This window comes from Streptomyces sp. NPDC028305 (genome assembly GCF_055569495.1).
In genome coordinates this window covers 1,299,065-1,323,954 of the sequence record NZ_JBVHTN010000001.1, presented here as the reverse complement: position 1 = coordinate 1,323,954, position 24,890 = coordinate 1,299,065, and the positions used below count along the sequence as shown (strand labels likewise).

The window sequence follows — 24,890 nt, the reverse complement described above, 5'->3', positions numbered from 1 at the left end:
CTCCTTGTGGCCGCTATGGTCGCTGCGACCGTCACCGGCGAACCACGACGGAGAACCATGACGCACGCGCCCCGGCTGCCCCGCCCCGCCCGGCTGATCGCCCCGCTGCTCGCGGGCGCGCTGATCGCCGCGGTCCCCCCGGATTCCCCGGCGTCCGCCGCCCCCGCCGAGTACAACGCCCCTTGTGCACAAGGCGACGGCTGGGCGCTGTCGGCGACGCGGATCGATCCGGACAGCGGCTTCGACGCCGTCGTCGGCAACGGCTATCTCGGCCAGCGCGTGGCCCCCCACGGCACCGGCTACGCCGCCACCGGCGCCAAGACCGGCTGGCCGCTGTTCACCCCGCGCTACGACGGCTCCTTCGTCGCGGGGCTGTACGCGCACAACATCGCGACGACCGAGGACCGGCAGGTCGCCGCGGCCATCCCGACCTGGACGTCCCTGGACGTGACGACCGGCGGCGCCGGCGCGGAGACCTTCTCCTCCGACACCCCCACCGGCCGCGTCTCCCGCTACCGCCAGACGCTCCACCTCCGCTGCGGCCTCGTCCGCACCTCCCTCACCTGGACCGCGTCCGACGGCCGCGCCACCGACCTCGTCTACGACGTGCTGGCCGACCGCGTCAACGCCCATGTGGGCGCCGTACGGCTGCGCATGACCCCGCACTGGAGCGGCGAGGCGACCGTCACCGACCGCATCGACGGGCGCGGCGCCCGCCGGATCAGCCAGACCGGCGGCAGCGGCTACAGCTACGGCGGCCGCACGATGGACGTCGCGTTCCGTACGGACGGCACGGACACCGACGGGGCGGTCGCCTCCACGCTGCGGCCCGGCGCGGGCGTACGCGACGAGGGGCCGCACCGGGCGGGCCCCGTCAAGGATCTGTCGGCCCGTCAGTACGTCACCTTCCCCGTCGAGCGCGGCCGCAGTTACGAACTGGCCAAATACGTCGGCGTGGACACCGCCCTCACCTCCCGCACCCCGCGCGGCGCCGCCCGCGCCGCGGCGGAGGGGGCGGCGGGGCGGGGCTGGGCCGCGCTGTTCGCGGGCCACGCCGCCGCGTGGGACCGGCTGTGGCGGGCGGACATCGAGGTGGCCGGGCGCGGGCAGGAGGCGGGGGAGCTGCGGCGGTGGCTGCGCTCGGCGCAGTACGGACTGCTGTCCGCGACCCGCCCCGGCACCCGCGACAGCATCTCCCCGACCGGCCTGACCAGCGACAACTACGCCGGGCTGATCTTCTGGGACGCCGAGACCTGGATGTATCCGGGGCTGCTCGCCGCCCACCCCGAACTCGCCGCGACCGTCGTCGAGTACCGCTACCGCACCCGCGCCGCCGCCCGCGCCAACGCGCGCGCGCTCGGCTACCCCGGCCTCTTCTACGGCTGGACCAGCGCGAGCCGGGGCGATCTGTGGTCCGAGTGCCACAGCTGGGACCCGCCGCACTGCCGCACCCAGAACCACCTCCAGAGCGATATCGCGCTCGCGGCCTGGCAGTACTACCTGGCCACGGGGGACACCGACTGGCTGCGCGGGCGCGGCTGGCCGGTGCTCAAGGGGATCGCCGAGTTCTGGGCGGGCCGCGTCACGCGCAACGCCGACGGCAGCTACTCCATCAACGACGTCGCGGGCCCCGACGAGTACAGCAACGGCGTCGACGACGGCGTCTTCACCAACGCCGGCGCGGCCACCGCCCTGCGCGCCGCGACCCGCGCCGCGCGCGTCCTCGGCGAGTCGGCCCCCGCCGCATGGAACCGGATCGCGGGCGGGTTGCGCATCCCGTACGACGCGCGGAAGGACGTCTTCCTCCAGTACGCGGGCTACGACGGCTCGCTGATCAAGCAGGCGGACACGGTGCTGCTCATGTATCCGCTGGAGTGGCCGATGTCCGCGCGGACGGCCGCCGCCACCCTCGACTACTACGCCGCCCGCACCGACCCCGACGGCCCGGCCATGACCGACTCGGTGCACGCCATCGACGCGGCGGGCATCGGCGCGCCCGGCTGCTCGACGTACACCTATCTGACGCGCGCCATCAGGCCGTTCGCGCGCGGGCCGTTCGAGCTGTTCTCGGAGGCGCGCGGGCAGAAGGCGGGCGCCGCGGACCCGCTGTCCGGCTCCCCGGCCCAGGACTTCCTCACCGGCAAGGGCGGGTTTCTCCAGGTCTTCACCCACGGGCTGACCGGCCTGCGGCTGCGCGAGGACCGGGTGCGGCTCGACCCGATGCTGCCGCCCCAGCTCGCCGCCGGGGTCACGGTGCGCGGGCTGCACTGGCAGGGGCGCACCTACGACGTGGCGCTCGGCCCGCACGAGACCGAGGTGCGGCTGACGGACGGCGCGCCCTTCACGATCGAGACCCCGGAGGGGGAGCGGCTGGTGAGCGCCGGCGCCCCCGCCGTCCTCAAGACCCGCCGCCCGGACCTGGCGCCGACCGACAACCTCGCCCGGTGCCGCCCGGCGATGGCGACCTCCGAGGAGCCGGGGATGTACGCGGGGGCGGCGCTGGACGGCAGCCCGGCGACGGCCTGGGTGCCCGACGGCGTGTCGGGCTCGCTCACCGCCGACCTCGGACGCGCCGTACGGATCGCGGAGATCACACCCGAGTGGACGGCGACGCGCCCGGCCTCGTACGAGGTGGAGACGTCGCTGGACGGGCGGGCCTGGCACACGTGGGGCTCTGCCGGGGGCTCGGCGCTCGCGCGCCATGTGCGGGTGACCGTGCGGTCGGCGGACGACAAGCGGCGGGCGGGCATCGCGGAGTTGAGCGTGGCGTCGGCGGGGTAGCGGCCTCCAGGCGGCCTGGTGCGTGTCCATGTGGCGCCTGTCCATGTGGCGCGCGGCGACATGGTGTAGTGGTCCAATTCTTATACCGGCATTAGTATCACGGACATGGTGCGCACCCCTCTCACTCCGCTGGAACGCGAACGCGGCCGCCACCTCGGCCTCCTCCTCCGCCAGGCCCGCGGAGAACGGAGCATGGCCGAGATCGCCGCCGCGGCCGGGATCTCCGCCGAGACCCTCCGCAAGATCGAGACCGGCCGGGCCCCGACCCCCGCCTTCTTCACCATCGCCGCCCTGGTCGGCACGCTCGGGCTCACGCTCGACGAGCTGGCCGAGCGGTGCGCGGCGGTCACGGTGGCGGAGGAGGCCGCACCGGCGGAGGCCGGCGCCGCGGCATAGTGCGGCGCTCAACCCGGGCTCCAGCTGGGCGAATTAGCGTCCGGGCCGCGTCGGCCAACTCGGCCGCGCAGGTCAGGACGCATTCCACCGAGGAGAAACGCCCATGCGCCGCCGTCTCCGCATCGCCCTCGCCACCACCACCGCCGCCCTCGCGCTCTGTAGCTCCCTGGGCGTCGAGGGTGGCAGCGCCACCGCCCGCGCCCGTGCCCAGAACGTCGACCACAAGTGCTCCGACAACGTGGACGTCGACGGCTTCTCCGACTCCCTCGACGGGACCCTCTTCCGGAAGAGGTACGTCGGAAACCTCTCCGGCCTCGCCGTCGACCACGACGGCTCCATCGCCGCGGTCTCCGACCGGTCCCTGCTGTTCCGCCTGAAGGTACAGAGCCAGAACGGGAACCCCACCGCCGAGCCGACCGGGGTGACCGACCTCAGGGACGAGCAGGGATATCCCTCACTCGACTCCGAGGCCCTGGTGATCGACAGCGACAAGACCCGCCTGGTCACGTCCGAGATCGAGCCGTCCATCCGGATCTATGACGAGTCCGGCCGCAATCCCGTCAAGCTGCCCATGCCCAAGAGGCTGCTGGTCAAGCCCGACGGGCGGGCCCCCGACAGGAACCTGACGCTCGAAGGGCTGACCCTCCAGCCCGGCGGCAAGACGCTCGTCGCCTCCATGGAGGGGCCGCTGGAAGGGGACGGCAAGGACACTGCGGGGCATACGCTGGTGCGGCTTCAGAGCTGGCAGCGGGAGCAGGGCCAGAGCGCGAAAGACTTCAAGATCGCCGCGCAGTACGGCTACGCGGTCGACAAGAATCCAGACGTCGCGAGCAAGGATCTCGGCATCTCCGAGATCGCCGCGACTCCCGACGGCCGTCTCCTCGTCATCGAGCGCGGCCATTCCCCGAGTGGCAACACCGTCCGCCTCTACCTCGCCGATCTGAGCGGGGCGACCGACGTCACCAATACCGAGAACCTGCCCGGGTCGGCCCAGCTGGTGAAGAAGACCCTGCTCGCCGACCTCGTCAAGTGCCCCGACCTCGGCGCGCCCGCCAAGCAGTCCCAGCACAACAAGCTGCTCGACAACATCGAGGGCATGGCCGTCACCAGCGCCACCGGAGGGACGCTGAAGCTCCTGCTCGTCAGCGACGACAACGCGAACGTGGCGCAGATCACCCGCCTGTACGCGCTGACCGCCAAGCTGCCCAGCAGCGGGTCCTAGGGGCGGGAACCACAGGTCACAGCGGGGTCCAGGGGCCGAGCCCCCGGGCCCCGTTTTGTTGCGGCAGGATGAAATCCGCACGCCAGGGTGTTGGTGTCTTCCGGTAGCAAAGGCGGATCGGGAGGTCACGGGTGGCGGACGCGATGGCGGACGACGCGGATACAGCGGATACGCGGGAGGGCTGGGCGCGGCGGCTGATCCGCTACTGCTGGCGGTACCGCCGCGACGTGACTCTGGCCCTCGGCGCCTCGCTCGGCGGGATGGCCGTGACGGCGCTGGTGCCGCTCGTCACGAAGCTGATCATCGACGATGTGATCGTCAAGCACGACCGCTCGCTCGCGCCCTGGGCCACGCTGCTGGTCGTCGCCGCGCTCGTGGTCTACGGGCTCACCTTCGTCCGGCGCTACTACGGCGGCCGGCTCGCCCTGGACGTGCAGCACGAGCTGCGCACCGAGATGTTCGCGGCGATCTCGCGGTTCGACGGCAGGCGCCAGGACGAGCTGAGCACCGGGCAGGTCATCGGCCGGGCCACCAGCGATCTCCAGCTCGTCCAGGGGCTGCTCTTCATGGTGCCGATGATGATCGGCAACGTCCTGCTCTTCGTGATCTCGCTGGCCGTGATGGCGGTGCTCTCGCCGGTGCTCACCGTCGTCGCGCTCGCCGTCGCCCCCGCGCTGTGGTTCATCGCCTCGCGCAGCCGCACCCGCCTGTTCCCCGCGACCTGGTACGCCCAGGGGCAGGCGGCGGCGGTCGCCGGGGTCGTGGACGGGGCGGTCACCGGCGTTCGCGTGGTCAAGGGGTTCGGGCAGGAGGAGCAGGAGACCGGGAAGCTCCGCGAGGTCAGCCGCCGGCTGTTCGCCGGCCGGCTGCGGACCGTCCGCCTGAACTCCCGCTACACCCCCGCCCTCCAGGCCGTGCCCGCCCTCGGCCAGGTCGCCATGCTGGCGCTGGGCGGCTGGATGGCCACCCGCGGCCAGGTCACCCTCGGCACCTTCGTGGCCTTCTCCACCTACCTCGCGCAACTGGTCGGGCCGGTCCGGATGCTCACGATGATCCTCACGGTCGGGCAGCAGGCGCGGGCCGGTGCCGAGCGGGTCTTCGAGCTGATCGACACCGAGCCCGCCATCGCGGAGCGCCCCGACGCGCGGGAGCTGCCCGCCGACGCCCCCGCGACGGTCGAGTTCGACCACGTCTCCTTCGGCTACGACGCCGAGCGCCCCGTCCTCGACGACCTGTCCCTGCGGATCGAGCCGGGCGAGACGGTCGCGGTCGTCGGCGCGTCCGGCAGCGGCAAGTCGACCCTCGCGCTGCTGCTGCCCCGCTTCTACGACGTGTCGGCGGGGGCGGTGCGGGTCGGCGGCCACGATGTGCGCGAGCTGACGTACGAATCGCTGCGCGCCGCGATCGGGCTGGTGCCGGAGGACAGCTTCCTGTTCTCGGACACGGTGCGCGCCAACATCGCGTACGGGCAGCCCGACGCGACCGAGGAGCAGATCCGGGCCGCGGCCCGCGCCGCCCAGGCCGACGGCTTCATCTCGGCGCTGCCCGACGGCTACGACACCGAGGTCGGCGAGCAGGGCCTGACCCTCTCCGGCGGCCAGCGCCAGCGTGTCGCCCTGGCCCGCGCGATCCTCACCGACCCGCGGCTGCTCGTCCTCGACGACGCCACATCGGCGGTGGACGCGCGGGTCGAGCACGAGATCCACGAGGCGCTGCGGGGCGTCATGGCGGGGCGTACGACGCTGCTCATCGCCCACCGCCTGTCGACCCTCGCCCTGGCCGACCGCATCGCCGTGCTCGACCGCGGCCGCCTCGCCGACATCGGCACCCACGAGGAGCTGCGGGAGCGCAGCGCGCTCTACCGGCGGCTGCTGACCGACCCGGACGAGCTCAGCGGGATCGCCCGCGACCCGGCGGGCAGCGTGGCGGCCGGCGCGGTGGGCGGCGACGGCGCGGTGGCGGTCGCCGGGGCCTTCGGCGGCGAGGCGTCGGCCACCGGGCTCGCCGTGCCGTACCTCGACGGCGTACCCGGCCCGGACGGCGAGAGCTGGGGCGCCCGTACGGTCATCAGCAGCACTCTCGCGCGGCAGGACGGCGACGACGACGCGGCGGAAAACGGCGTGACGCCCGAGCTGTGGGTGCGGCGCGCCGACGCGGACGGGGACAGCGACCTGCCCGGCGGCGGAGCGGCCCCCGCCGCCACCGCCGCGGCTGCCGCCCCCGGCCCCGGAATGGCCGGGGCGCTCGCCGGGATGCCCGCCACCCCCGAGCTGCTGGCCAAGGTCGCGGCGCTGCCGCCCGCCACCGACACGCCCGACATCGACGAGCAGCGGGCCGCGCGCCCCGAGCGGGCGTACGGGCTGCGGCAGTTGCTGCGCGGGTTCGGCGCGCCGCTCGCGGTCAGCCTGCTGCTGGTCGCGGTCGACGCGCTGGCCGGGCTGCTGCTGCCGGTGCTCATCCGGCACGGCATCGACCAGGGCGTCCAGCGGATGGCGCTGGGCGCGGTGTGGGCCGCCTCCGGGCTGGCGCTCGTCGTCGTCCTCGCGCAGTGGGCCGCGCAGATCGGCGAGACGCGGATGACCGGGCGGACCGGCGAGCGCGTCCTGTACTCGCTGCGGGTGAAGATCTTCGCGCAGCTCCAGCGGCTCGGTCTTGACTACTACGAGCGCGAGCTGACCGGCAAGATCATGACCCGGATGACCACGGACGTGGACGCGCTGTCCACCTTCCTCCAGACCGGCCTGGTCACCGCCGTCGTCTCCCTGCTGACCTTCTTCGGCATCCTGGTCGCGCTGCTGATCATCGACGTCCAGCTGGCGCTCGTGGTGTTCGCGGCGCTGCCGCTGCTCGTCGTCGGCACGATCTTCTTCCGGCGGCAGAGCGTCAAGACGTACGAGCTGGCGCGCGAGCGGGTCAGCGTGGTCAACGCGGACCTTCAGGAGAGCGTGGCCGGACTGCGCATCGTGCAGGCCTTCCGCCGCGAGCGGGCGGGCCGGGAGCGGTTCGCGGGGCGCAGCGACGCGTACCGCCGGGCGCGGGTGCGCGGCCAGTGGCTGATCTCGGTGTACTTCCCCTTCGTCCAGCTGCTGTCGTCCGTCGCGGCCGCGCTGGTGCTGATCGTCGGCGCCGGGCGGGTCGGCGACAACACGCTGACGGCGGGCGCGCTGGTCGCCTATCTCCTCTACATCGACCTGTTCTTCGCCCCGGTCCAGCAGCTCTCCCAGGTCTTCGACGGCTACCAGCAGGCCACCGTCTCGCTGCGGCGCATCCAGGAGCTGCTGCGCGAGCCGACGAAGACCCCGCTCGCCGACGCGCCGCGCGAGGTGCGGGCGCTGCGCGGCGAGGTCACCTTCGACGGGGTGCGCTTCGGGTACGGGGACGATGGCGACGAGGCGCTGGCGGGCATCGACCTGACGATCCCCGCCGGGCAGACCGTCGCCTTCGTCGGCGAGACGGGCGCGGGCAAGTCCACGCTCGTCAAGCTGGTCGCGCGGTTCTACGACCCCTCCGCCGGGGCCGTGCGGGTGGACGGCACGGATGTGCGCGAGCTCGATCTCACGGCGTACCGCAACCGCCTGGGCGTTGTACCGCAGGAGCCGTATCTGTTCCCCGGGACGGTGCGCGACGCCATCGCGTACGGGCGCCCGGACGCGAGCGACGCGGAGGTGGAGGCGGCGGCCCGCGCGGTCGGCGCCCACGCCATGGTGGCCTCGCTCGACGGCGGCTATCTGCACGAGGTCACCGAGCGCGGGCGCAATCTGTCAGCCGGGCAGCGCCAGCTCATCGCACTGGCCCGCGCCGAGCTGGTCGGCCCGGACATCCTGCTGCTCGACGAGGCCACGGCCGCGCTCGACCTGGCCACCGAGGCCCTGGTGAACCAGGCCACGGACCGCCTGGCGGGCAGGCGTACCACGCTGGTCGTCGCGCACCGGCTGACGACCGCGGCCCGCGCGGACCGGGTGGTGGTCCTGGATCACGGGCGGGTCGTCGAGGACGGTACGCACGAGGAGTTGGTGGCCCTCGATGGTCGGTACGCCGAGTTGTGGCGCACCTTCACGGGGGAGACGGCTCCGACGGCCGTCGCCTGATGGTGTCGTCGCTCGAGGGCGGCGTCGTCTGTTGACGGCGTCGTCCGACGGCATTTACCCGTAACCCCCGTGGTGACTCTCGGCATTCAGCCGATGTTACCCACCGTTACATCACGGTTCCATACCGCTGGCCCTGGCTATCCCCTCCACCTCACGCCGGTCTCGTTCCCGCTGTTCCGCGTCCGCGGCCACCCGCTGCTTGTGACGGAGGAGGAAGTCGGGGTCCTCCGCCCGGTCCTGGGGCACCAGGACCTTCATGCCCTTGGCGTGCGGGCTGTCGCCGAGGTCGACGACCACCCGCTCGTCCTGGGAGGTGAGCAGGCCGAACAGCACCAGCAGCTCCGCCTGTAGAGCGGGGGTGAACAGCTCTTTCTCCTCCGGCCCCATGCCGAGTTCGTACGTCCCCCCGTGGACGGCCGGTGAGGTGCTCAGCTCGCGCAGCAGCCGCATGAGCAGCTCCAACGAGCGAGGATCGATTCGGTTCTGCAATTCGGTCAGATACTGGGTCAGCCGCTCGGCCCGTTCGCTCCGGTCGTGCCGTTCGTCTCGGTCCATGTAGGCAGGATGAGCCATCACAGCCCGCTACGAAAGAGGGCGGAGCCCACAACTCTCCGTATTCGGGCTCCGGTTGCCGGGTCTGGCGGCCCCACCTGTGCCCCGATAGGTTCTCGGCGATCCGTGCGAACTCATGGGGAGGGCGAATGGGCAAGGCGCTCAGATGGCTGTTGGCGCTGGTGATGCTGGTGGGAGCGGTCGGCGCCGGCGTCGGCAGCGCGTCCGCGGCACCGGCCACCGCGAAACCGGCCACCGCGGAGCCTGACATCAAGGACCGAATACTCGCGATACCCGGAATGCGGCTCGTCGAGGAAAAGCCGTATGACGGCTACCGCTTTTTCGTACTGACCTACACGCAGCCGATCGACCACCGTCACCCGGCCAAGGGGACCTTCGAGCAGCGCTTCACCCTGCTGCACAAATCCACCGACCGGCCCACGGTGTTCTTCACCTCGGGCTACAACGTCAACACCAGCCCGCGCCGCAGTGAGCCGACCCAGATCGTCGACGGCAACCAGGTGTCGCTGGAGTATCGCTTCTTCACTCCGTCCCGGCCCCAGCCCGCCGACTGGTCCAAGCTCGACATCTGGCAGGCGGCCAGTGACCAGCACCGCCTCTACCGGGCCCTGAAGCCGGTCTACGGCAAGAAGTGGCTGGCCACCGGCGGCAGCAAGGGCGGCATGACCGCCACGTACTACCGCCGCTTCTACCCGAACGACATGGACGCCACCGTCGCCTACGTCGCGCCCAACGACGTGGTCAACGAGGAGGATTCGGCCTACGACCGCTTCTTCGCCTCCGTCGGCACCGCCGAGTGCCGCACCAAGCTGAACGCGGTGCAGCGCGAGGCGCTGGTGCGGCGCGAGGAGATCCTGGCCCGCTACCAGAAGTGGGCGGACGACGAGGGGCAGACCTTCACGGTCGTCGGCAGCGCGGACAAGGCGTACGAGAACGTCGCCCTCGACCTGGTGTGGGCCTTCTGGCAGTACCACGGGGTGAGCGAGTGCGCCGACGTGCCCGCGCCGACCGCCTCGACCGACGAGCTGTACACCTTCGTCGACGACATCTCCGGCTTCGCCGCCTACACCGACCAGGGCCTGGAGACCTACACGCCGTACTACTACCAGGCGGGCACGGAACTGGGCTCGCCCAGCTTCGACACCCCGCACCTGGACGGGCTGCTGCGCTACCCGGGCATCTACACCCCGCGCAGCTATGTGCCCCGCGAGATCCCGATGCGCTTCCGGCCGAACGCGATGCGGGACGTCGACACCTGGGTGCGGCACGACGCGCGGCGGATGCTGTTCGTGTACGGGCAGAACGACCCGTGGGGCGCGGAGCGGTTCCGGCTCGGCAAGGGCGCCGAGGACTCGTACGTCTACACCGTCGCCGGCGGCAACCACGGCTCCAGCATCGCCCAGCTCGCGGCCGACGAGAAGGCCAAGGCCACGGCCGCGGTGCAGCGGTGGGCGGGCGTCCAGCCCGCGGCGAAGCCGCTGGCCCCGTACGACGCGCGGCTCGACCGCCGGGACGTCGAGCGCGAGCCGGCCCTGCGGCCGTAAGGGGGCCTGAGCGCGGAGGGCGGCGAGACAGGACTCGGCGAGTGCGCCGAAGTCCGCTCGCCGCCCTTTCCGCGCATGGGGGGCTTCCGCGGCCCCGCGGACATATCGGCCCCGCAGATCATGGCTGAAAATCGACTCCCTGACGGGTGAATCGGGAGTGACAGTTAGGGCTGCCGAGGAGAACCAGTGCTTCGGCTAGTTCCAGTCCGTGCACCTTGACACACCAGGGAGAAGCATGCGCACTGAGATTGTTCTTAAGAATGATGACCTTGACCTCGACCTAGACCTCGATCTGCGCGTCTCCGACCTTCCGGAGGGAACGGAGCAGTTCGGGCAGGGCACGTTCACCTCGCCGAGCAGCTACGCGATCGGTACCCGCTGCCCCGTTTGTTGCGCGTAGGGGCCGGATGACCGGGCGGGGCAGGCAGTGCCTGCCCCGCTGTTCTGTATCCCAGGCGAGGCGAGGAAACAGGGACGTGCGACCGGAGTCCGAAATCTTCGAGGTACGTGAACCGGTGCTGGTGCGGATCGCGAGCAGGCCCCGGGACCGCGCCGAGGCCGTGATCAGCCCCGACGACCCCGTGCCCGGCATCCGCAGCCTGGCCGCCGACCCCCTGCTCCAGCAGGCCGTCCACGTCGCCAGCGGCAGTCTGGCCCTCAGTCTCCGGCGCCTGGGCGACGACGAGGAGGCGGCGGCCTACGGCCGCAAGCGCACCCTGAGCGCCGCACGGACCCTCACCCGGTACGCGCGGCGGTCCGGCGGACGCCCCACCCCCTTCGGACTCTTCGCGGGAGTGGGCAGGGCCCGCTTCGGCCCCGCCGCCAAGGCGGGGTTCCGGGGCTCCGGCGAGGTGTCGGTCCGCCTTGACGGAGCCTGGCTGCACCGCCGCGTGACGGCCTGGCTGGCCCACCCCGGGGTGCGCCGCCGGGTGGATGTGATCCTCAACGACCTGTGCGTCCTCCGGGACGGCCGACTGACGCTGCGCACCGGCGAGCGGCAGACCTCGGTCCGCGACAACGCGCTGGTCGCCGCGGTGCGCGAACTCACCGCCGGCCCAGTCCCCTACGCCGCTCTGTTCGACGAGCTGTCCCGCCGCTTCCCCACACTCGGCCCGGAGCGCCTCGACGCCCAACTCGGCGGTCTCGTCCAGCATGGCCTCCTGCTCACCTCGCTGACCCCGCACCGCATCGACGACGAGTACCTCGACCGGATCGAGGCCGCGCTCCAGGACACCCTTCCCGACACGGCCGCGGGACTGCGCTCGATCCGCTCGGCCGCCGCCGCCCATGAACAGGACCCTCCCGGCGAGGGACTCGCCTCCTGGCAGGCACTTCTCGACCGGGTCCGCCGCCTCGACGCACCCGGAGAGAGCGGTGACGGGCACCAGCGGCCACCGGTCCACGTCGATCTGCGGATGCCCGCCGACTTCGTCGTACCGCACACGGTCGGTGCGGAAGTGCGCCGCTACGCTGCCGCGATCTGGGCGATGACGCCCGAGTGGACGACGCTCGAGTACATGCGGGACTACCGGGACCGCTTCATCGAGCGGTACGGAACCGCATCGGCCGTGCCCCTCGCCGATCTCGTCGACCCGCACCGCGGTCTTGGACTGCCGCCCGAGTACGCGGATCCGCCCGCCCATCCGCGCACCGGACCGGGTGACGACGCCGACCGCACGCGCCGTGGCGTGATCGCGGAACTCGTCCAGCAGGCCGTCCTCGCCGGAACCGACATCGAGCTCACCGACGACGACGTGGCACGTCTGGCCACCGCCGCGGGACACGACCCCGACGCCAGGCCTCCGCGCACCCTCGAACTGTGCTTCCAGATTCTCGCGGACAGCCTGGACGCCCTGGACCGGGGAGACTTCCAGCTCCTCGGCAGCCCGCACATCGGCTCCTGGACGGGCGGCGCCACCGCGGGCCGATTCGCCGCCACCACCGGCCTCACCGAGGAACTCTCCCGGCTCGTCTCGCACTCCGCCGGCTCGGACAGCCTGCTGGCGCAGGTGGACGTCGCGCCCCGCGACCCTCGTTCGCTCAACATCGTCCAGGTGCCGCGCCTGCTGGCGCACCGCATCCCCATCGGCGTCGCCGACGACCGCGGCGACCCCCACTGCCTGGACTGGCGCACGTTGCTGGTGGCGGCCGGTGCGGACGGACTGAGACTGCTGCACGAACCCACGGAGCGTCAGGTCGTGCCGGTGTTCCCGCACATGCTGGCGCTCGACACCCAGGCGCCCCCGGTGGCCCGCTTCCTGTCGGATCTGGCCGCGGCCCGTCCCCGCGTATGGTCCGGCTGGGACTGGGCCGGCCTGGACGTCCTTCCCTACCTGCCCCGGGTTCGCTACGGCCGGGTCCTGGCGGCCCCCCGCCGCTGGCTGCCGGGCCGACGGCTGCGCGACGCCGCCCGCGCGCAGGGCGGATCCGCGTGGCAGGAGGGGCTGCGCGAGTGGCGGCGGCGCCTCGTCGTACCCGACCGCGTGCAGATCGCCAGGAATGATCAGATGTACCCGATCGACCTGCGCGACCCATGGGACCAGGACCTGCTGCGCTCCGAACTGACCGCCGCGCAGCCCCGCTTCGTCCTGTACGAGGACATCACCGCCGACGGTGCGCACCTGGGCTGGAACGCGGGGCACAGCACCGAGATCGTGGTGCCTCTGGTGCGCGCCTCCGAGACCCGCCGTTCCTCCGCACCGTCCGCCTCCGCACCGTCCGCCTCCACGCCGTCCGCCTCCGCGCCGTCCGCCTCCGCACCGGTCCGGCGCGCCCCGACCCGGGTCCACCTGCCCGGTGAGGACTGGCTGTTCGTCAAGGTGTACGCGGAACCGGCAGCTCACGACGGACTCTTGACCGACCACCTGCCGCAGTGGCTTTCGGACATCGAGAAGGACGTCGACCGATGGTTCTTCCTGCGCTACCGGGACCCGGAGCCACATCTGCGGCTGCGTTTCCATGGAGATCCGGACGTGTTGAACGGTCGTGTCCTGCCCGCCCTCAGCCGCCGCATCCGCGATTCGGTCGGTTCCGGTGCCCTGCGCACCATGGCCCTGGACGTGTACCGGCCCGAGACCGACCGTTACGGCGGCGACTCCCTCCAGGAGGCGGCCGAGCGTATGTTCCAGACGGACAGCCTCTCCGCACTGCTCCAGTTGCGTGCGCGCGGGGCGGGGGCGTCAGCCATGCCCGACGAGGTGCTGGCCGCCCTGGGACACGCTGTCCTGCTGGACTCCCTGGGGGACTGGGACTGGTGCGCCTGGGTGGACCGCATGATCGCCAAAGGACCGGAACACGACGCTTACCAACGGCATCGGTCGACGGCCCACCACCTGATCCGCCCCGGCGAGACCGGCGAGACCGCCCGCCTGGCCGCCGAGGAACTGTCGTCCCCGGCGCTCGCGCGGCTATGGACCGAGACACCGGAGCCGCGCGCCTACGGCCGTCTGATTCTGGCCACTTCGCCCGCCGACCGTGACGAGGCGGTGCTCTCCCTTCTCCACATGCGGCACAACCGCCTTTTCGGCGTCGGTCCGGCGGCTGAGGCCCGCGGATACGCCGTACTTCGCGGCGTGGCCCGCGCCCACATCGGAAGGAGGGCTCATGCTCCCCGCCCTGCCTCCTCCCTGCTTACCCCCGGGAGGGCCGGATGAGCGGCACAGCCCACAGCGAGCCGGCCACCGCGCGGACACGTGCCGCTGTACGTGAACGTGCGCAGGCCGTCTCCGCCCAGATCCTCGACCGGCTGGCCGACCCCGCCGCCACCATGGCCGCCACACGCATCCCCGCCGAGGCCGCCGACGACGGTGTCCCCGAAGGCATCTGGGCCGAACTGACCCTCGGCAGTGGAAGCCCCGGCCTGTCCATCGCGTTCAGCGGAGTGCACCACCGTGCGGCTGAGCAGGCGCCCCGGGCGCATGCCTATCTCGGAGTGGCGACACGGGCGGTGGCCTCCGGGACCGTGGCCCCGAGCGGCATCTTCAAGGGGCCGGGAGCACTGGCCTTCGCGGTGCTGATCGCCCATCGCGGCACCGGCGGTTACCTCTCCGCGCTCCAGCGTCTCGACGCCTACCAGCGTGATCTGGTGGGCACCGTACTGCCTCCGGTCGTGGACGACGCCCCACTTCCCACCATCGGCCACTACGAGGTGGTCCGCGGTCTGACCGGAGTCGGCCGCTACCTTCTCGCCCGCGTCGAGAGCTGCGGTGAGGCGCTCGAAAGCGTCCTCGGCTACTTGATACGCCTGGCGCGCGGGACCGTCGGGCACCGCGGGCACCGCGTGCCCCGGTGGTGGGCTCTGGACGCTCCACGGATCGGTTCGGAGGCCGCGTTTCCCGGCGGCCACCTCAACCTCGGCATCTCACACGGTGTCGCGGGCCCTCTTGCGCTGATGTCGCTCGCCTGGCAGCAGGGCGTCAGGCTGCCGGATCAGCGGGAGGCCATCGAGTCCATGGCGGACCTGCTGGTGCGGTGGTCGGTCGAAGACGGGCACGGCGTCTTCTGGCCCGGCCATCTCAGCCTCGCCCAGTGGCTGGCCGGCCCGGAGGAGTACGGCGATCCCGCCGGATGGCCGTCGTGGTGCTACGGCGCCCCCGGCGTCTCGCGCGCCCTCCAACTGGCCGGACTGGCACTGGGACGCGAAGACTGGGCGGCCCTGTCGCGAGCGTCGGTGGAGCGGCTGCTGACCCTGCCCATGCACGACTGGGGCATCCACGATCACGCCCTGTGCCACGGCTGGGCAGGCGCCCTGCACCAACTCGGCCGTCTCAACGAACACTTCCAGGACCCGCGGATCGAGGTTCTCCGGGACCGGCTGGCCACCGAGTTGACCAGTGCCTTCGACCCGGACCTGCCGTTCGGCCACCGCTTCACCATGACAGCGGTGCCCTACGGCTCCGACGTCTCGGGCTACCTGGACGGTGCCGCGGGCGTCGCCCTGGCCCTCGATTCCTACGCGGCGGGAACCACCTCATCCGGCTGGGACATGCCCTTGCTGCTGTCCTGACCTTCACCGAGTATCCGGTGCTCAGTACGACAGGCCGTGGCCTCTCGGGTAGAGCACCCCGTGCGGCGCGTCCGCGCGCCGTACCGGGACGGGCAGCCTGCCGCGCGGGTTCACCCGGCCCGCGATGACGCGCGCGGCGGCGCGCAGCTCGACGTCCGTCCAGGAGTAGGTGGCCAGGGAGGCGATGGGGACGGCGGAGGCCTCGGGGGCCGCGTCGGGGGCCGCCTCGGCCGCTCTGCCGGCGCCGACGCGGTTGGTGCTGCGGTTGTCGTTGTCGTTGCCGTTGCCGTTGCCGTGCGTGAGGTTGAGGTACGCGACGTCGTACGGGTTCCGGATGGCCACGTGGACCAGCGGGACGCCCGTGGCGGCGAGCTCGGAGACGAGCCTGCGCTGGCGGGACCCCGCGTCGACGTCGTACGTCGTCACGATCACCGCGTCTTGGTTTTTGGCCGCCGCGACCGCCGCTTTGATCCGCTCCGGTGTCGGCTCGGGTGCGGTGCCGGTGGACAGGGTCTCGGCGGTGAAGCCGAGGGCGGTCAGCGCGCGGCCCAGGACGGCCGTCGGCGGGCCGCCGGTGCCGGAGGGGGCGGCCGGGTCCGGGCCCACGACCAGCAGCTTGCGGTGGTGGGAGAGGGACAGCGGCAGCAGGCCGCCCTCGTTGACGAGGAGCGTGGTGGTGCGCTCGGCTATTCGGTCGGCGGCGGCGCGGTGTTCGCGGGTGCCGACCGTGCGGTTCACCTCGCGGTCGGAGGTGTGGGGGTCGTCGAACAGGCCCCGGCGCGCCTTGAGTTCGAGGATGCGCAGTACGGACTCCTCGATGCGGGCCTCGCTGAGCACCCCCTCCCGGACCGCCCGGCGGACGGCCGCCCAGGCGGTCGGCAGGTCCGGCGGGTTCAGCAGCTGGTCCGCACCCGCCTTCAGGGCCAGGACCGGCACCCGTCCGTCGCCGTACTTCTTCCGCACCCCGGCCATCCCGAGCGAGTCCGTCACCACCACGCCGCCGAAGCCCAGTTCACGGCGGAGCACGCCGGTGATGATGGGCTTGGAGAGCGTGGCGGGGTCGTCGACCGGGTCGAGCGCGGGGAACAGCAGATGCGCCGTCATGATCGCGTCGATGCCCGCCTCGATGGCGGCCCGGAACGGCGGCGCGTCCAGCCGCTCCCACTCGGCGCGGGAGTGCGTGATGACCGGGAGGCCGATGTGGCTGTCCACGGCCGTGTCGCCGTGCCCGGGGAAGTGCTTGGCCGTGGCCGCGACCCCGGCGCTCTGATACCCCTCGACCTGGGCCGCGACCAGGCGGGCCACGGACCTGGGGTCGGCGCCGAAGGAGCGTACGCCTATGACCGGGTTCGCCGGGTCGACATTGACGTCCGCCACGGGCGCGTAGTCCTGCCGGATGCCGAGCGCGGCGAGCTCGGCGCCCGCGATCCCGGCGGCGGTCCGGGCATCCGCGGCGCTGCGGCCCGCGCCGAGCGCCATCGCGCCCGGGAGGAGCGTGGCGGGGGCGCCGATGCGCGTGACGATGCCGTGCTCCTGGTCGGTGGACAGGAGGACGGGGACGGGGGCCGGGCCCGCGAGCGCGGCCTTCTGGATGCCGTTGGAGAGCGCGGCGAGCTGGTGGGGATCGCGGATGTTGTGCGCCCACCCGACGTACATGATGCCGCCGACGTGGTACTTCGCTATCAGCTCGGCGGCGTTGGCGACGCCGGCCTCCTTGCGGTTCTGGGCGGCGTCGGCGGGGTCGGGGGCGGTGGCGGAGTGGCCGTAGACCCGCGCCACGAAGAGCTGGCCGATCTTCTCGTCCAGAGTCATCCGGCCCAGGAGCGCGTCGATTCGCTTGCGGTCGCGTTCGCGGTGGCGGGTGGGGGTTTGGGTTGGCGCTGGGGTGGTCTTGCGGTCCCGGGTGGCGGCGGACGGCTGTGGCGAACACGCGGCGGCGGTGGCCGCGAGGGCGGCGGCCAGGAGGGCGCGGCGGGAGGCCGCCTGAGGGAATGCAGGGTTCTGCACCCGCGCTCCTTCCGTAGGGTCGGGGAGGGGGTGGCTGTGGTCCGCATGAAGCGAACATGCGGAAAATATGCGGGAAGTGAGGCTGGGTCAATTCGCGGGACGGAGGGGAACAGCCTCGGTCAATCGGTGCACGACGCCGGTCACGGGGCGGCCGGACGCTGTCGGGGAGTGGCGTGCGGCGGTCAGTCCGCGAAACGTGGCTGCGCGGGCAGCCGGTCCTCGGGCACCTGGAAGACCGCGATGGTGTGGAAGGGCGCGTAGCACTCCGGCGGCGGCTTCGGGTGCGGGGCCGGGATCAGCCTCAGCGTGTCATCGGTGCGGTGGAGGCGCGCGGACGGCCACTGGGCGCAGCCGGTGATCGTGGACCAGCCGACCAGGGGGGTGCGGGTGAAGTCGATGTCCTTGGCCCTGGCGGTGATCTCGCGTGACCGCTCGCCGAAGAGCCGGGCGAAGGCGCTCAGCTCGTCCGGGCGGCGCAGCACGGCACGGACCTCGCGGACCGCCCCGGGGGCGCTCGTGAAGTAGACGAGCCCCGTGTCGACGCGGCCCTGGCGGGAGGGCGTGCCGGGCGGGGAGCTCGGGGTGCCGCCGTCGGCGCGGTTGACGGGGGGCACGCCGACGGCGGGATGCTGCTGGCCGCAGGCCGTGGAGAGGGAGGTCAGCGACGCAGCCAGCAGCGAGGCCGACACCGCCCTGCGGAGACTCACCGGCAGCACGCCCCTTGGACGGCCCGCGCCCCCTGCCGGTTCCGCGGCGGGCGCGGCCGCGCGGAATCGGATACGGGCGGTACGCATGTGGTCATGTTGGCAGCGGCGGTCGTGCGCGGTGCGGTGGGCGCGCCGGGGTTGCGCCGTGTGGGGGGTGCGCCTGCTGTTCGGTGGTGGGTGCGGGGGCGGGGCCTCCGGGGCTGTCACCCTGGACCGCATATTTACGGCGCCGGTGCCCGGAACGGCAGGGAACCCGGAACTTGGCGCCACAAATATGCGTAAGCGTCCAGGGCACCACCCCTGCACCCCCACCCCCTCCCGTCTCGTCGGCGGCTCTCCGCCCGGTGGCCCCAATCCGTCCGGCGTCCCGCTCCCGGCGTCTCGCCGCCGGAGCCGCGTGCCGAACCGCCCACCGGGGTGCGTCGGGGGGGCCTGGGGGTGTCCCTCACGCGGCGGAGCCGCATATCGACGCTGCCGGGAAGGGGCGGGGTGGGGAAAGCCCCCTCGCGCGTCAGACCGCGCGACTCGGCCAGTGGGCGCGGAGCAGGCGCACGGTCTCCGTGATGGCCGGGCGGCGGGCCGCGCCGGTGCGCCATAGGGCGTACAGGCGGCGGATCGGCACCGGGTCGAGGGGGACGGCCAGGACGCCGTCCGGGAGGGGGCCGCGGCCGAGGCGGGGCATCAGCGCGATGCCGAGGCCCGCCGCGACCAGGGCGACCTGGGTGTGGTTCTCCGCCGCCTGGTACGCGAGGTCAGGCTCGGTGCCCGAGGCGCGCAGCGTGCGGACCAGCCAGTCGTGGCAGACGGACCCCGGCGGCTGGCAGATCCACCGCTGCCCCGACAGGTCCTCGCGGCGCAGCGGGCCGGGCCCGGCGAGCGGGTGTCCGGCGGGTACGAGGACGTCGCACAGGTCGTCGCCGAGGACGGCCCGCTCGAGGCCGTCGGGGGCGGGCAGCGGCGCGATGTCCCAGTCGTGGGCGACCGCGAGGTCGATGACTCCTTGGGCCGCCAGGTCGGGGGAGAGGTGTGGGTCGACCTCGATGAGGCGGGCGTCCAGGGAGCGGTGCCGCTCGGCGAGTTCGGCGAGGACTTGGGGCAGCAGCCCGCGGGCCGCCGACGCGAAGGCGCCGATCATCAGCCGCCCGGCGGGCAGCCCGCGCCGCTCCTCCAGCGTGGTCTCGGCCCGCTCGACGATCGCCAGCAGTTGCTGGGCGGTGGCGGCCAGGTGCTGGGCCTCGTCGGTCAGCGCGATGCCCCGGCCCTGGCGTTCCAGGAGCGTGGTGCGGGTCTCCCGTTCGAGCTTGGCGATCTGCTGGGAGACGGCGGAGGGCGTGTAGCCGAGCGCGGTGGCCGCCGCGCTGACCGAGCCGTGGACGGAGACGGCGTGCAGTGCGCGGAGCCGGGCCAGGTCGAGCATGGCGACTCTTTCTTTTAGAGATACTGCATCCAACCATGAAGGAATCCGCGCTGGTGCTACAAGGTCGGCTGCCGTGATGCTCGACTCATGCGACCTGCACACGTGCTTCTGGCCGTCCTTGTCACCGCGGTTTGGGGCGTCAACTTCGTTGTTATCGATATTGGGCTCGACCACTTCCCGCCGCTGCTGTTCGGCGCGCTGCGCTTTCTCGTCGCGGCGCTGCCCGCCGTTTTTCTGGTCGGCCGGCCGAAGGTCGCGTGGAAGTGGGTGCTCGGGGTCGGTCTGGCGCTGGGCGTGGCGAAGTTCGGGCTGTTGTTCATCGGCATGCACGAGGGGATGCCCGCCGGGCTGTCGTCGCTGGTGTTGCAGGTCCAGGCGGTGTTCACGGCGCTGTTCGCGGCCGTGGTGCTGGGGGAGCGGCCGGGGCGTCTGCGGTTGGTGGGCATGGGGGTGGCGCTCGCCGGTATCGGGGTGGCCGCTGTTGATGAGGGGACTTCCGGGCCGCTGCTCTCCTTTGCCCTCGTGATCGCCGCCGCTGTTTTCTGGGGGGTGTCCAACGTTCTGACCCGCAAGGCCGCGCCGCCCGACCCGGTCAACTTCATGGTCTGGGTGAGCCTGGTGCCGGTGCTGCCGCTGCTGGGGCTGTCCCTGGTGTTCGAGGGCGCGGACCCCGATCTGGAGGCCCTGCGCTCGCTCGACTGGGCCGGGGCGGGCGTGATCGTCTACGTCGCCTGGATCGTGACGCTTCTCGGGTTCGGCGCCTGGAACTTCCTGCTGCGGACCTACGACGCCTCGGCGGTCGCGCCCTTCACCCTGCTGGTGCCGGTCTTCGGGATGTCCTCGGCCGCGCTGGTGCTGGGGGAGGGCATCAGCCCGCTGCGCTGGCTGGCGGCGGCGCTGCTGGTGGGCGGCGTGGCGCTGACCTCGGTGTCCCTCAGGCGGCCTCGGCGAGCAGCCGCAGCAGATGGTCCCGCGCCGCGGGAAGCAGCCCCGGAAGCTCGGCCGCCTGTGGGTACCAACGCTTCTCGTACTCCCAGCACAGCCAGCCGTCCCAGCCCGCGCGGCTGAGCAGCTCGACGGACTCGGCCAGCGGCAGCACACCCGCGCCGAGCGGCAGCGGGGTGGTGTCCTCGGCCGAGGCGATGTCCTTGACCTGCACATAGCCCAGGTGCGGGGCGAGCGCGGCGTGGGTGGCGGAGGGGTCCTCACCGCCCAGCCAGGGGTGCATCACATCCCAGATCGCGCCCACATCGGGTCGGTCGACCCGTGCGAGGACGCGGGCCACGTCGGCCCCGGTGCGGTGGGAGTCATGCGTCTCCAGGAGCAGCCGTACGCCCAGGTCGGCGGCGTACGGCGCGGCGGCCGCGAGGCGGCGGGCGGCGTTGGTGTCGGCCTCGGCGGCGTCGAGGTCGCCGCCGCCGGGGAAGACCCGGACGTGCGCCGCGCCCAGGTCGTGGGCGAGTTGGAGGAGTTCCCGGAGGTCGTGCAGCGCGGGCTCGTCCGGGCCGGCGGCGGCGGACCGGACGTAGCCGGCGACCGTGAGCACCGCGAGCCCCGCGGCCTCGAACTCCGCCGCCACCCGCGCCCGCTCGGCGGCCCCGATCCCCGGGTGCACCGGCTCCTCGGGGTGCGCCCGCAGCTCGACGCCGTGGTAGCCGGTGTCGGCGGCGAGCCGCACCACGTCCGGGATCGGCAGGCCGGGGACGCCGAGGGTGGAGAAGGCGAGCTGCATACGGGCTCCGGTTCTTCGCAATGGATCAGGTCTCCATTCTGCTCGTTACCCGGTCGCAAGGCGCCACAGCGAGGTCACCTCCGCCGCGCGGGCCTCGTGCAGCGGGTCGCCGGGGTCGGTGGCGCGGCGGTGGACGGGGCGGGTGTCCAGCCGGTCCACGACCTTCAGGCCCGCCCGGTCGAACGCGGCGAGCAACTCGGCGCGCGGGCGCAGACCGAGGTGTTCGGCGAGGTCGGACAGGATCAGCCAGCCCTCGCCGCCCGGGGCGAGGTGGTCGGCCAGCCCGTCGAGGAAGCCGTGGAGCATCCGGCCGTCCGGGTCGTACACCGCGTACTCGACCGGGGAGGTGGGGCGGGCGGGCACCCAGGGCGGGTTGCAGACGACGAGCGGGGCCCGGCCGGGCGGGAAGAGGTCCTCCTGGACGACATCCACCTGTTCGGCCAGGCCTAGTCTTGCGATGTTCTCGCGTGCGCAGGCCAGCGCGCGGGGATCCTGGTCCGTGGCCGTGATCTTCTGGACGCCCCGGCGGGCCAGTACGGCTCCCAGGACGCCGGTGCCCGTGCCGATGTCGTAGGCGAGGGGTGGTGGGGTCTCGGGGAGGGGGGCTTGGGCCACGAGGTCCACGTATTCGCCGCGTACGGGGGAGAACACGCCGTAGTGCGGATGGATCCGGTCGCCGCCCAGCGCCGGTACCGCGACGCCCTTCTTGCGCCACTCGTGCGCGCCGATCAGGCCCAGCAGTTCGCGCAGGGACGTCACCGAGGGCCCGTCGGCCGGTCCGTACGCCTCCGCGCACGCCTGCCGTACGTCGGGGGCGCGGCGCAGCGGTACGCCGTAGTCGGCGTCCAGCGGGACCAGCAGCATGCCCAGCACCCTGGCCCGCCGGGACTGGGCCTGGCGGTGCTGGTGGAAGGCCTCGGCGGGGGAGGCCGCGGGGGCGCGCCGGTGGCGCGGCCGGCGCGGGCCGCGGTCGGCGCGCCGGGCCATCGCGGTCAGCAGCTGGCGGGCGCCCCGGTAGTCGCCGCGCCACAGCAGCGCGGTGCCCTCACAGGCGAGGCGATAGGCGGTGTCGGCCGTCATGCGGTCGTCGGCGGTGGTCACCCGCCGGGGTGGGGGCGTCTGGTTCTCGGAGCGCCAGCGGGCGTCGTGGGTGTGCCCGGCTTCGGTCCATTCGATGACCTGATGCGTACTCAGGGGGTTACCTCGTGGTTGGTTTGGTGCCGATGTCGTTCTCCCTATCGTGCTACGGGCTTTGGTGCGAGTGGTTTTCGGCCGGATGACGCCCCCTCAGGTCTCTGGTCGGCCCGGGGGTCCGGTTCTACGATGGGAGCGCTCCCGCGCATCTCGCGCACCCCGCACCAGAGGAGAACAAGGGACACTTGGAGCCGTCATGATTTGTCATGAGCACAACCGGAAAAGGTGGGTGGCGCGGGCCTCGGCCGCCGCGTCCGCCGCCGTCCTGATGATCGCCATCCCGCTGGCGGACACCGCCGCAGCCCACGGCTCGGCCATCGGCCCGGCCTCGCGCAACTACGGCTGCTGGAAGCGCTGGGGCAGCGACTTCCAGAACCCGGAGATGAAGACCAAGGACCCCATGTGCTGGCAGGCCTGGCAGGCCGACACCAACGCCATGTGGAACTGGAACGGGCTCTACCGGGAGGGCGTCGCGGGCAACCACCAGGCCGCCCTCCCCGACGGCCAGCTCTGTAGCGGCGGGCACACCTCGTCCGGCCGCTACAACGCGATGGACGTGCCCGGCAAGTGGGAGGCCACGGCCGTCAGCAACAGCTTCACCTTCAAGAACCACGACCAGGCGAAGCACGGTGCGGACTACTACCGCATCTATGTGACGAAGCAGGGCTACGACGCCACTACGCAGGCGCTGCGCTGGAGCGACCTCGAGCTGGTCGCCCAGACCGGCAAGATCGCCCCCGGTGTGGGGGAGCCCTCCACCGACCCCGCGCTCAACGGGGTCACCGTCTCGATCCCGGTCAACGCCCCCGGGCGCACCGGCCGCCACGTCGTCTTCATGATCTGGCAGGCCAGCCACCTGGACCAGTCGTTCTACTCGTGCAGTGACGTGATCTTCCCCGGCGGGTAGGTCCGGCCTCCGGCCCGTCTCGACGCCTGCGGCGAGCCGCTCCCCTTCCCCGCCCGCGTCTTTCCGTGGGGTGGCAAGGGCTCCGCCCTGGACCCCGGGGTCCAGGGCGGAGCCCCAGCTGCGGGAAGGGGCGGGCAGGGGAAAGAGCCGCCGGGCACCCCCGGTCGCGGCCCCGTTACCCGGCGCGCCGCGGCGGAGCCGTGGACGCGCGGGCCATCAGTTCGGAGCGCACCATCGCCACCCCGCCCGGCGGCTGCGGCTCGCGGCCCAGCGCCAGGCGGCCGGCGCGGGCCCCCGCCTCGTGGAGGGGGAGCCGGACCGTGGTGAGCGCCGGGACCGCGTCCGCGCTGAACGGCAGGTCGTCGAAGCCCGCGACCGACACGTCGTCGGGGATCCGCAGCCCCTGGTCGCGCAGCGCCGCGCAGACGCCGAGGGCGATCGTGTCGTTGGCGGCCACGATCGCCGTCAACGCGTCGTCGCGGCGCAGCAGTTCGAGCGTGGCGTCATAGCCGGAGGAGCGGTCGTACAGGCCGTGGACGGTCAGTCGGTCCGCCGCCTCGCCCAGGCCCGCCGCCGCCAGGGCCGCCCGGTGGCCGTCCAGGCGGTCGCGGGTCGTGGTGCGCTCGGCGGGGCCCGCGACGTAGCCGATCCGGCGGTGGCCGAGGGTCAGCAGGTGCTCGGTGAGCCGCCGGGCGCCGCCGCGGTTGTCGAAGGCGAGGGTGACCGCGTCCTCGATCGGGGGGCGGCCGCACAGCACCACGCGGGTGCCGGACGCGGCGAGGCGGGACGCCTTGGCGGCGACCGCGGCCATGTGGTCGGGGTGCTCGACCGCGCCGCCGGTGAGCACCACCGCGGCGGCCCGCTGCCGCTGGAGCAGGGTGAGGTAGTTCAGTTCGCGCTCCGGGGAGCCGCCGGTGTTGCAGACGACGGCCAGCTTCTCGCCGTGGCGCCCGGACTCCGCGACCGCGCCCATCTCGGACTGCACGGCCCCGGCGATGATCCCGAAGAAGGGGTCCGCGATGTCGTTGACCAGCACGCCCACCAGATCCGACGTGGCGGCGGCGAGCGCGCTCGCCGGGCCGTTGACCACGTACTCCAGCTCGTCCACCGCGCGCAGCACCCGGGCCCGGGTCGATTCGGCGACCGGATAGTTGCCGCTCAGGACGCGCGACACGGTGGCCGCCGAGACCCGTGCCCGTGCCGCCACATCGGCCAGGGTCACTGCCATGATTCCTCCGTTGGATGGTCCGCTGGTGGTGCGCCGCTCGGTCCGTGCCCATGCTCTCACTGGTCAGGGCCGGTGCCGGAGGACGGATG

General features: G+C 72.8%; 16 protein-coding genes and 1 pseudogene. 10 read left to right on the top strand and 7 right to left on the bottom strand.

Annotated features, from left to right (window positions below; genetic code table 11):
* Nucleotides 1–57 precede the first annotated feature (57 nt).
* From ACZ4WQ_RS06055 to ACZ4WQ_RS06040, 4 genes are all read left to right on the top strand, one after another.
* Nucleotides 58–2,781, top strand: a complete 2,724-nt coding sequence (locus ACZ4WQ_RS06055; RefSeq protein WP_398369212.1) for a discoidin domain-containing protein — start codon at nucleotides 58–60, stop codon at nucleotides 2,779–2,781.
* A gap of 105 nt (nucleotides 2,782–2,886) precedes the next feature.
* Nucleotides 2,887–3,177, top strand: coding sequence for a helix-turn-helix domain-containing protein (locus ACZ4WQ_RS06050; RefSeq protein WP_311729677.1), 291 nt, complete (start codon nucleotides 2,887–2,889; stop codon nucleotides 3,175–3,177).
* 103 nt (nucleotides 3,178–3,280) lie between these two features.
* Complete coding sequence (locus ACZ4WQ_RS06045; protein ID WP_398369214.1) at nucleotides 3,281–4,399, top strand: esterase-like activity of phytase family protein; 1,119 nt, start codon at nucleotides 3,281–3,283, stop codon at nucleotides 4,397–4,399.
* A gap of 143 nt (nucleotides 4,400–4,542) precedes the next feature.
* The gene (locus ACZ4WQ_RS06040) at nucleotides 4,543–8,487 is read left to right on the top strand and encodes an ABC transporter ATP-binding protein (RefSeq protein ID WP_398370488.1); all 3,945 of its coding nucleotides are present in this window, start codon (nucleotides 4,543–4,545) and stop codon (nucleotides 8,485–8,487) included.
* A gap of 111 nt (nucleotides 8,488–8,598) precedes the next feature.
* Here ACZ4WQ_RS06040 and ACZ4WQ_RS06035 read toward each other — a convergent pair whose 3' ends face one another.
* Nucleotides 8,599–9,042, bottom strand: a complete 444-nt coding sequence (locus ACZ4WQ_RS06035; protein ID WP_311729675.1) for a hypothetical protein — start codon at nucleotides 9,040–9,042, stop codon at nucleotides 8,599–8,601.
* Between the two features lie 146 nt (nucleotides 9,043–9,188).
* Between ACZ4WQ_RS06035 and ACZ4WQ_RS06030 the strand changes: the two genes are divergently transcribed.
* The 4 genes from ACZ4WQ_RS06030 to ACZ4WQ_RS06015 all read left to right on the top strand — a co-directional run bounded on the left by ACZ4WQ_RS06030 (nucleotide 9,189) and on the right by ACZ4WQ_RS06015 (nucleotide 15,609).
* The gene (locus ACZ4WQ_RS06030) at nucleotides 9,189–10,604 is read left to right on the top strand and encodes a S28 family serine protease (protein WP_398369217.1); all 1,416 of its coding nucleotides are present in this window, start codon (nucleotides 9,189–9,191) and stop codon (nucleotides 10,602–10,604) included.
* A gap of 235 nt (nucleotides 10,605–10,839) precedes the next feature.
* Nucleotides 10,840–11,004, top strand: coding sequence for an SCO0268 family class II lanthipeptide (gene lanA / locus ACZ4WQ_RS06025; RefSeq protein ID WP_311729673.1), 165 nt, complete (start codon nucleotides 10,840–10,842; stop codon nucleotides 11,002–11,004).
* Between the two features lie 76 nt (nucleotides 11,005–11,080).
* On the top strand, nucleotides 11,081–14,257 hold the full coding sequence (locus tag ACZ4WQ_RS06020) for a lantibiotic dehydratase (protein WP_398369219.1): 3,177 nt from the start codon (nucleotides 11,081–11,083) through the stop codon (nucleotides 14,255–14,257).
* The gene (locus tag ACZ4WQ_RS06015; protein WP_398369221.1) at nucleotides 14,254–15,609 is read left to right on the top strand and encodes a lanthionine synthetase C family protein; all 1,356 of its coding nucleotides are present in this window, start codon (nucleotides 14,254–14,256) and stop codon (nucleotides 15,607–15,609) included. Before ACZ4WQ_RS06020 ends, ACZ4WQ_RS06015 begins: the two co-directional genes overlap by 4 nt.
* 21 nt (nucleotides 15,610–15,630) lie before the next feature.
* Here ACZ4WQ_RS06015 and ACZ4WQ_RS06010 read toward each other — a convergent pair whose 3' ends face one another.
* From ACZ4WQ_RS06010 to ACZ4WQ_RS06000, 3 genes are all read right to left on the bottom strand, one after another.
* The gene (locus tag ACZ4WQ_RS06010) at nucleotides 15,631–17,616 is read right to left on the bottom strand and encodes a glycoside hydrolase family 3 protein (RefSeq protein ID WP_398369223.1); all 1,986 of its coding nucleotides are present in this window, start codon (nucleotides 17,614–17,616) and stop codon (nucleotides 15,631–15,633) included.
* Between the two features lie 182 nt (nucleotides 17,617–17,798).
* Nucleotides 17,799–18,323, bottom strand: coding sequence for a hypothetical protein (locus ACZ4WQ_RS06005; RefSeq protein ID WP_385340725.1), 525 nt, complete (start codon nucleotides 18,321–18,323; stop codon nucleotides 17,799–17,801).
* A 511-nt stretch (nucleotides 18,324–18,834) separates the two neighbouring features.
* Complete coding sequence (locus tag ACZ4WQ_RS06000) at nucleotides 18,835–19,740, bottom strand: LysR family transcriptional regulator (RefSeq protein ID WP_398369226.1); 906 nt, start codon at nucleotides 19,738–19,740, stop codon at nucleotides 18,835–18,837.
* A gap of 87 nt (nucleotides 19,741–19,827) precedes the next feature.
* On the opposite strand from ACZ4WQ_RS06000, the gene ACZ4WQ_RS05995 reads away from it, so the two are divergent.
* Nucleotides 19,828–20,808, top strand: coding sequence for an EamA family transporter (locus tag ACZ4WQ_RS05995; protein ID WP_398369228.1), 981 nt, complete (start codon nucleotides 19,828–19,830; stop codon nucleotides 20,806–20,808).
* On the opposite strand, the pseudogene ACZ4WQ_RS05990 reads toward ACZ4WQ_RS05995, so the two are convergent.
* Both ACZ4WQ_RS05990 and ACZ4WQ_RS05985 read right to left on the bottom strand, forming a co-directional pair.
* Nucleotides 20,798–21,472 (bottom strand): annotated as a pseudogene (locus tag ACZ4WQ_RS05990) (sugar phosphate isomerase/epimerase family protein); the annotation flags it as partial. The gene ACZ4WQ_RS05995 and the pseudogene ACZ4WQ_RS05990 overlap by 11 nt on opposite strands.
* A gap of 45 nt (nucleotides 21,473–21,517) precedes the next feature.
* On the bottom strand, nucleotides 21,518–22,666 hold the full coding sequence (locus ACZ4WQ_RS05985) for a methyltransferase (RefSeq protein WP_398370490.1): 1,149 nt from the start codon (nucleotides 22,664–22,666) through the stop codon (nucleotides 21,518–21,520).
* 196 nt (nucleotides 22,667–22,862) lie between these two features.
* Between ACZ4WQ_RS05985 and ACZ4WQ_RS05980 the strand changes: the two genes are divergently transcribed.
* Nucleotides 22,863–23,573: a lytic polysaccharide monooxygenase auxiliary activity family 9 protein gene (locus ACZ4WQ_RS05980; RefSeq protein ID WP_398369230.1), complete on the top strand. Its 711-nt coding sequence runs from the start codon at nucleotides 22,863–22,865 to the stop codon at nucleotides 23,571–23,573.
* A gap of 175 nt (nucleotides 23,574–23,748) precedes the next feature.
* Here the strand turns inward: ACZ4WQ_RS05980 and ACZ4WQ_RS05975 are convergent, their stop codons facing one another.
* Entirely contained in the window at nucleotides 23,749–24,801 is a 1,053-nt protein-coding gene (locus ACZ4WQ_RS05975) for a LacI family DNA-binding transcriptional regulator (RefSeq protein WP_311729665.1), read from the bottom strand.
* Nucleotides 24,802–24,890: the final 89 nt, after the last annotated feature.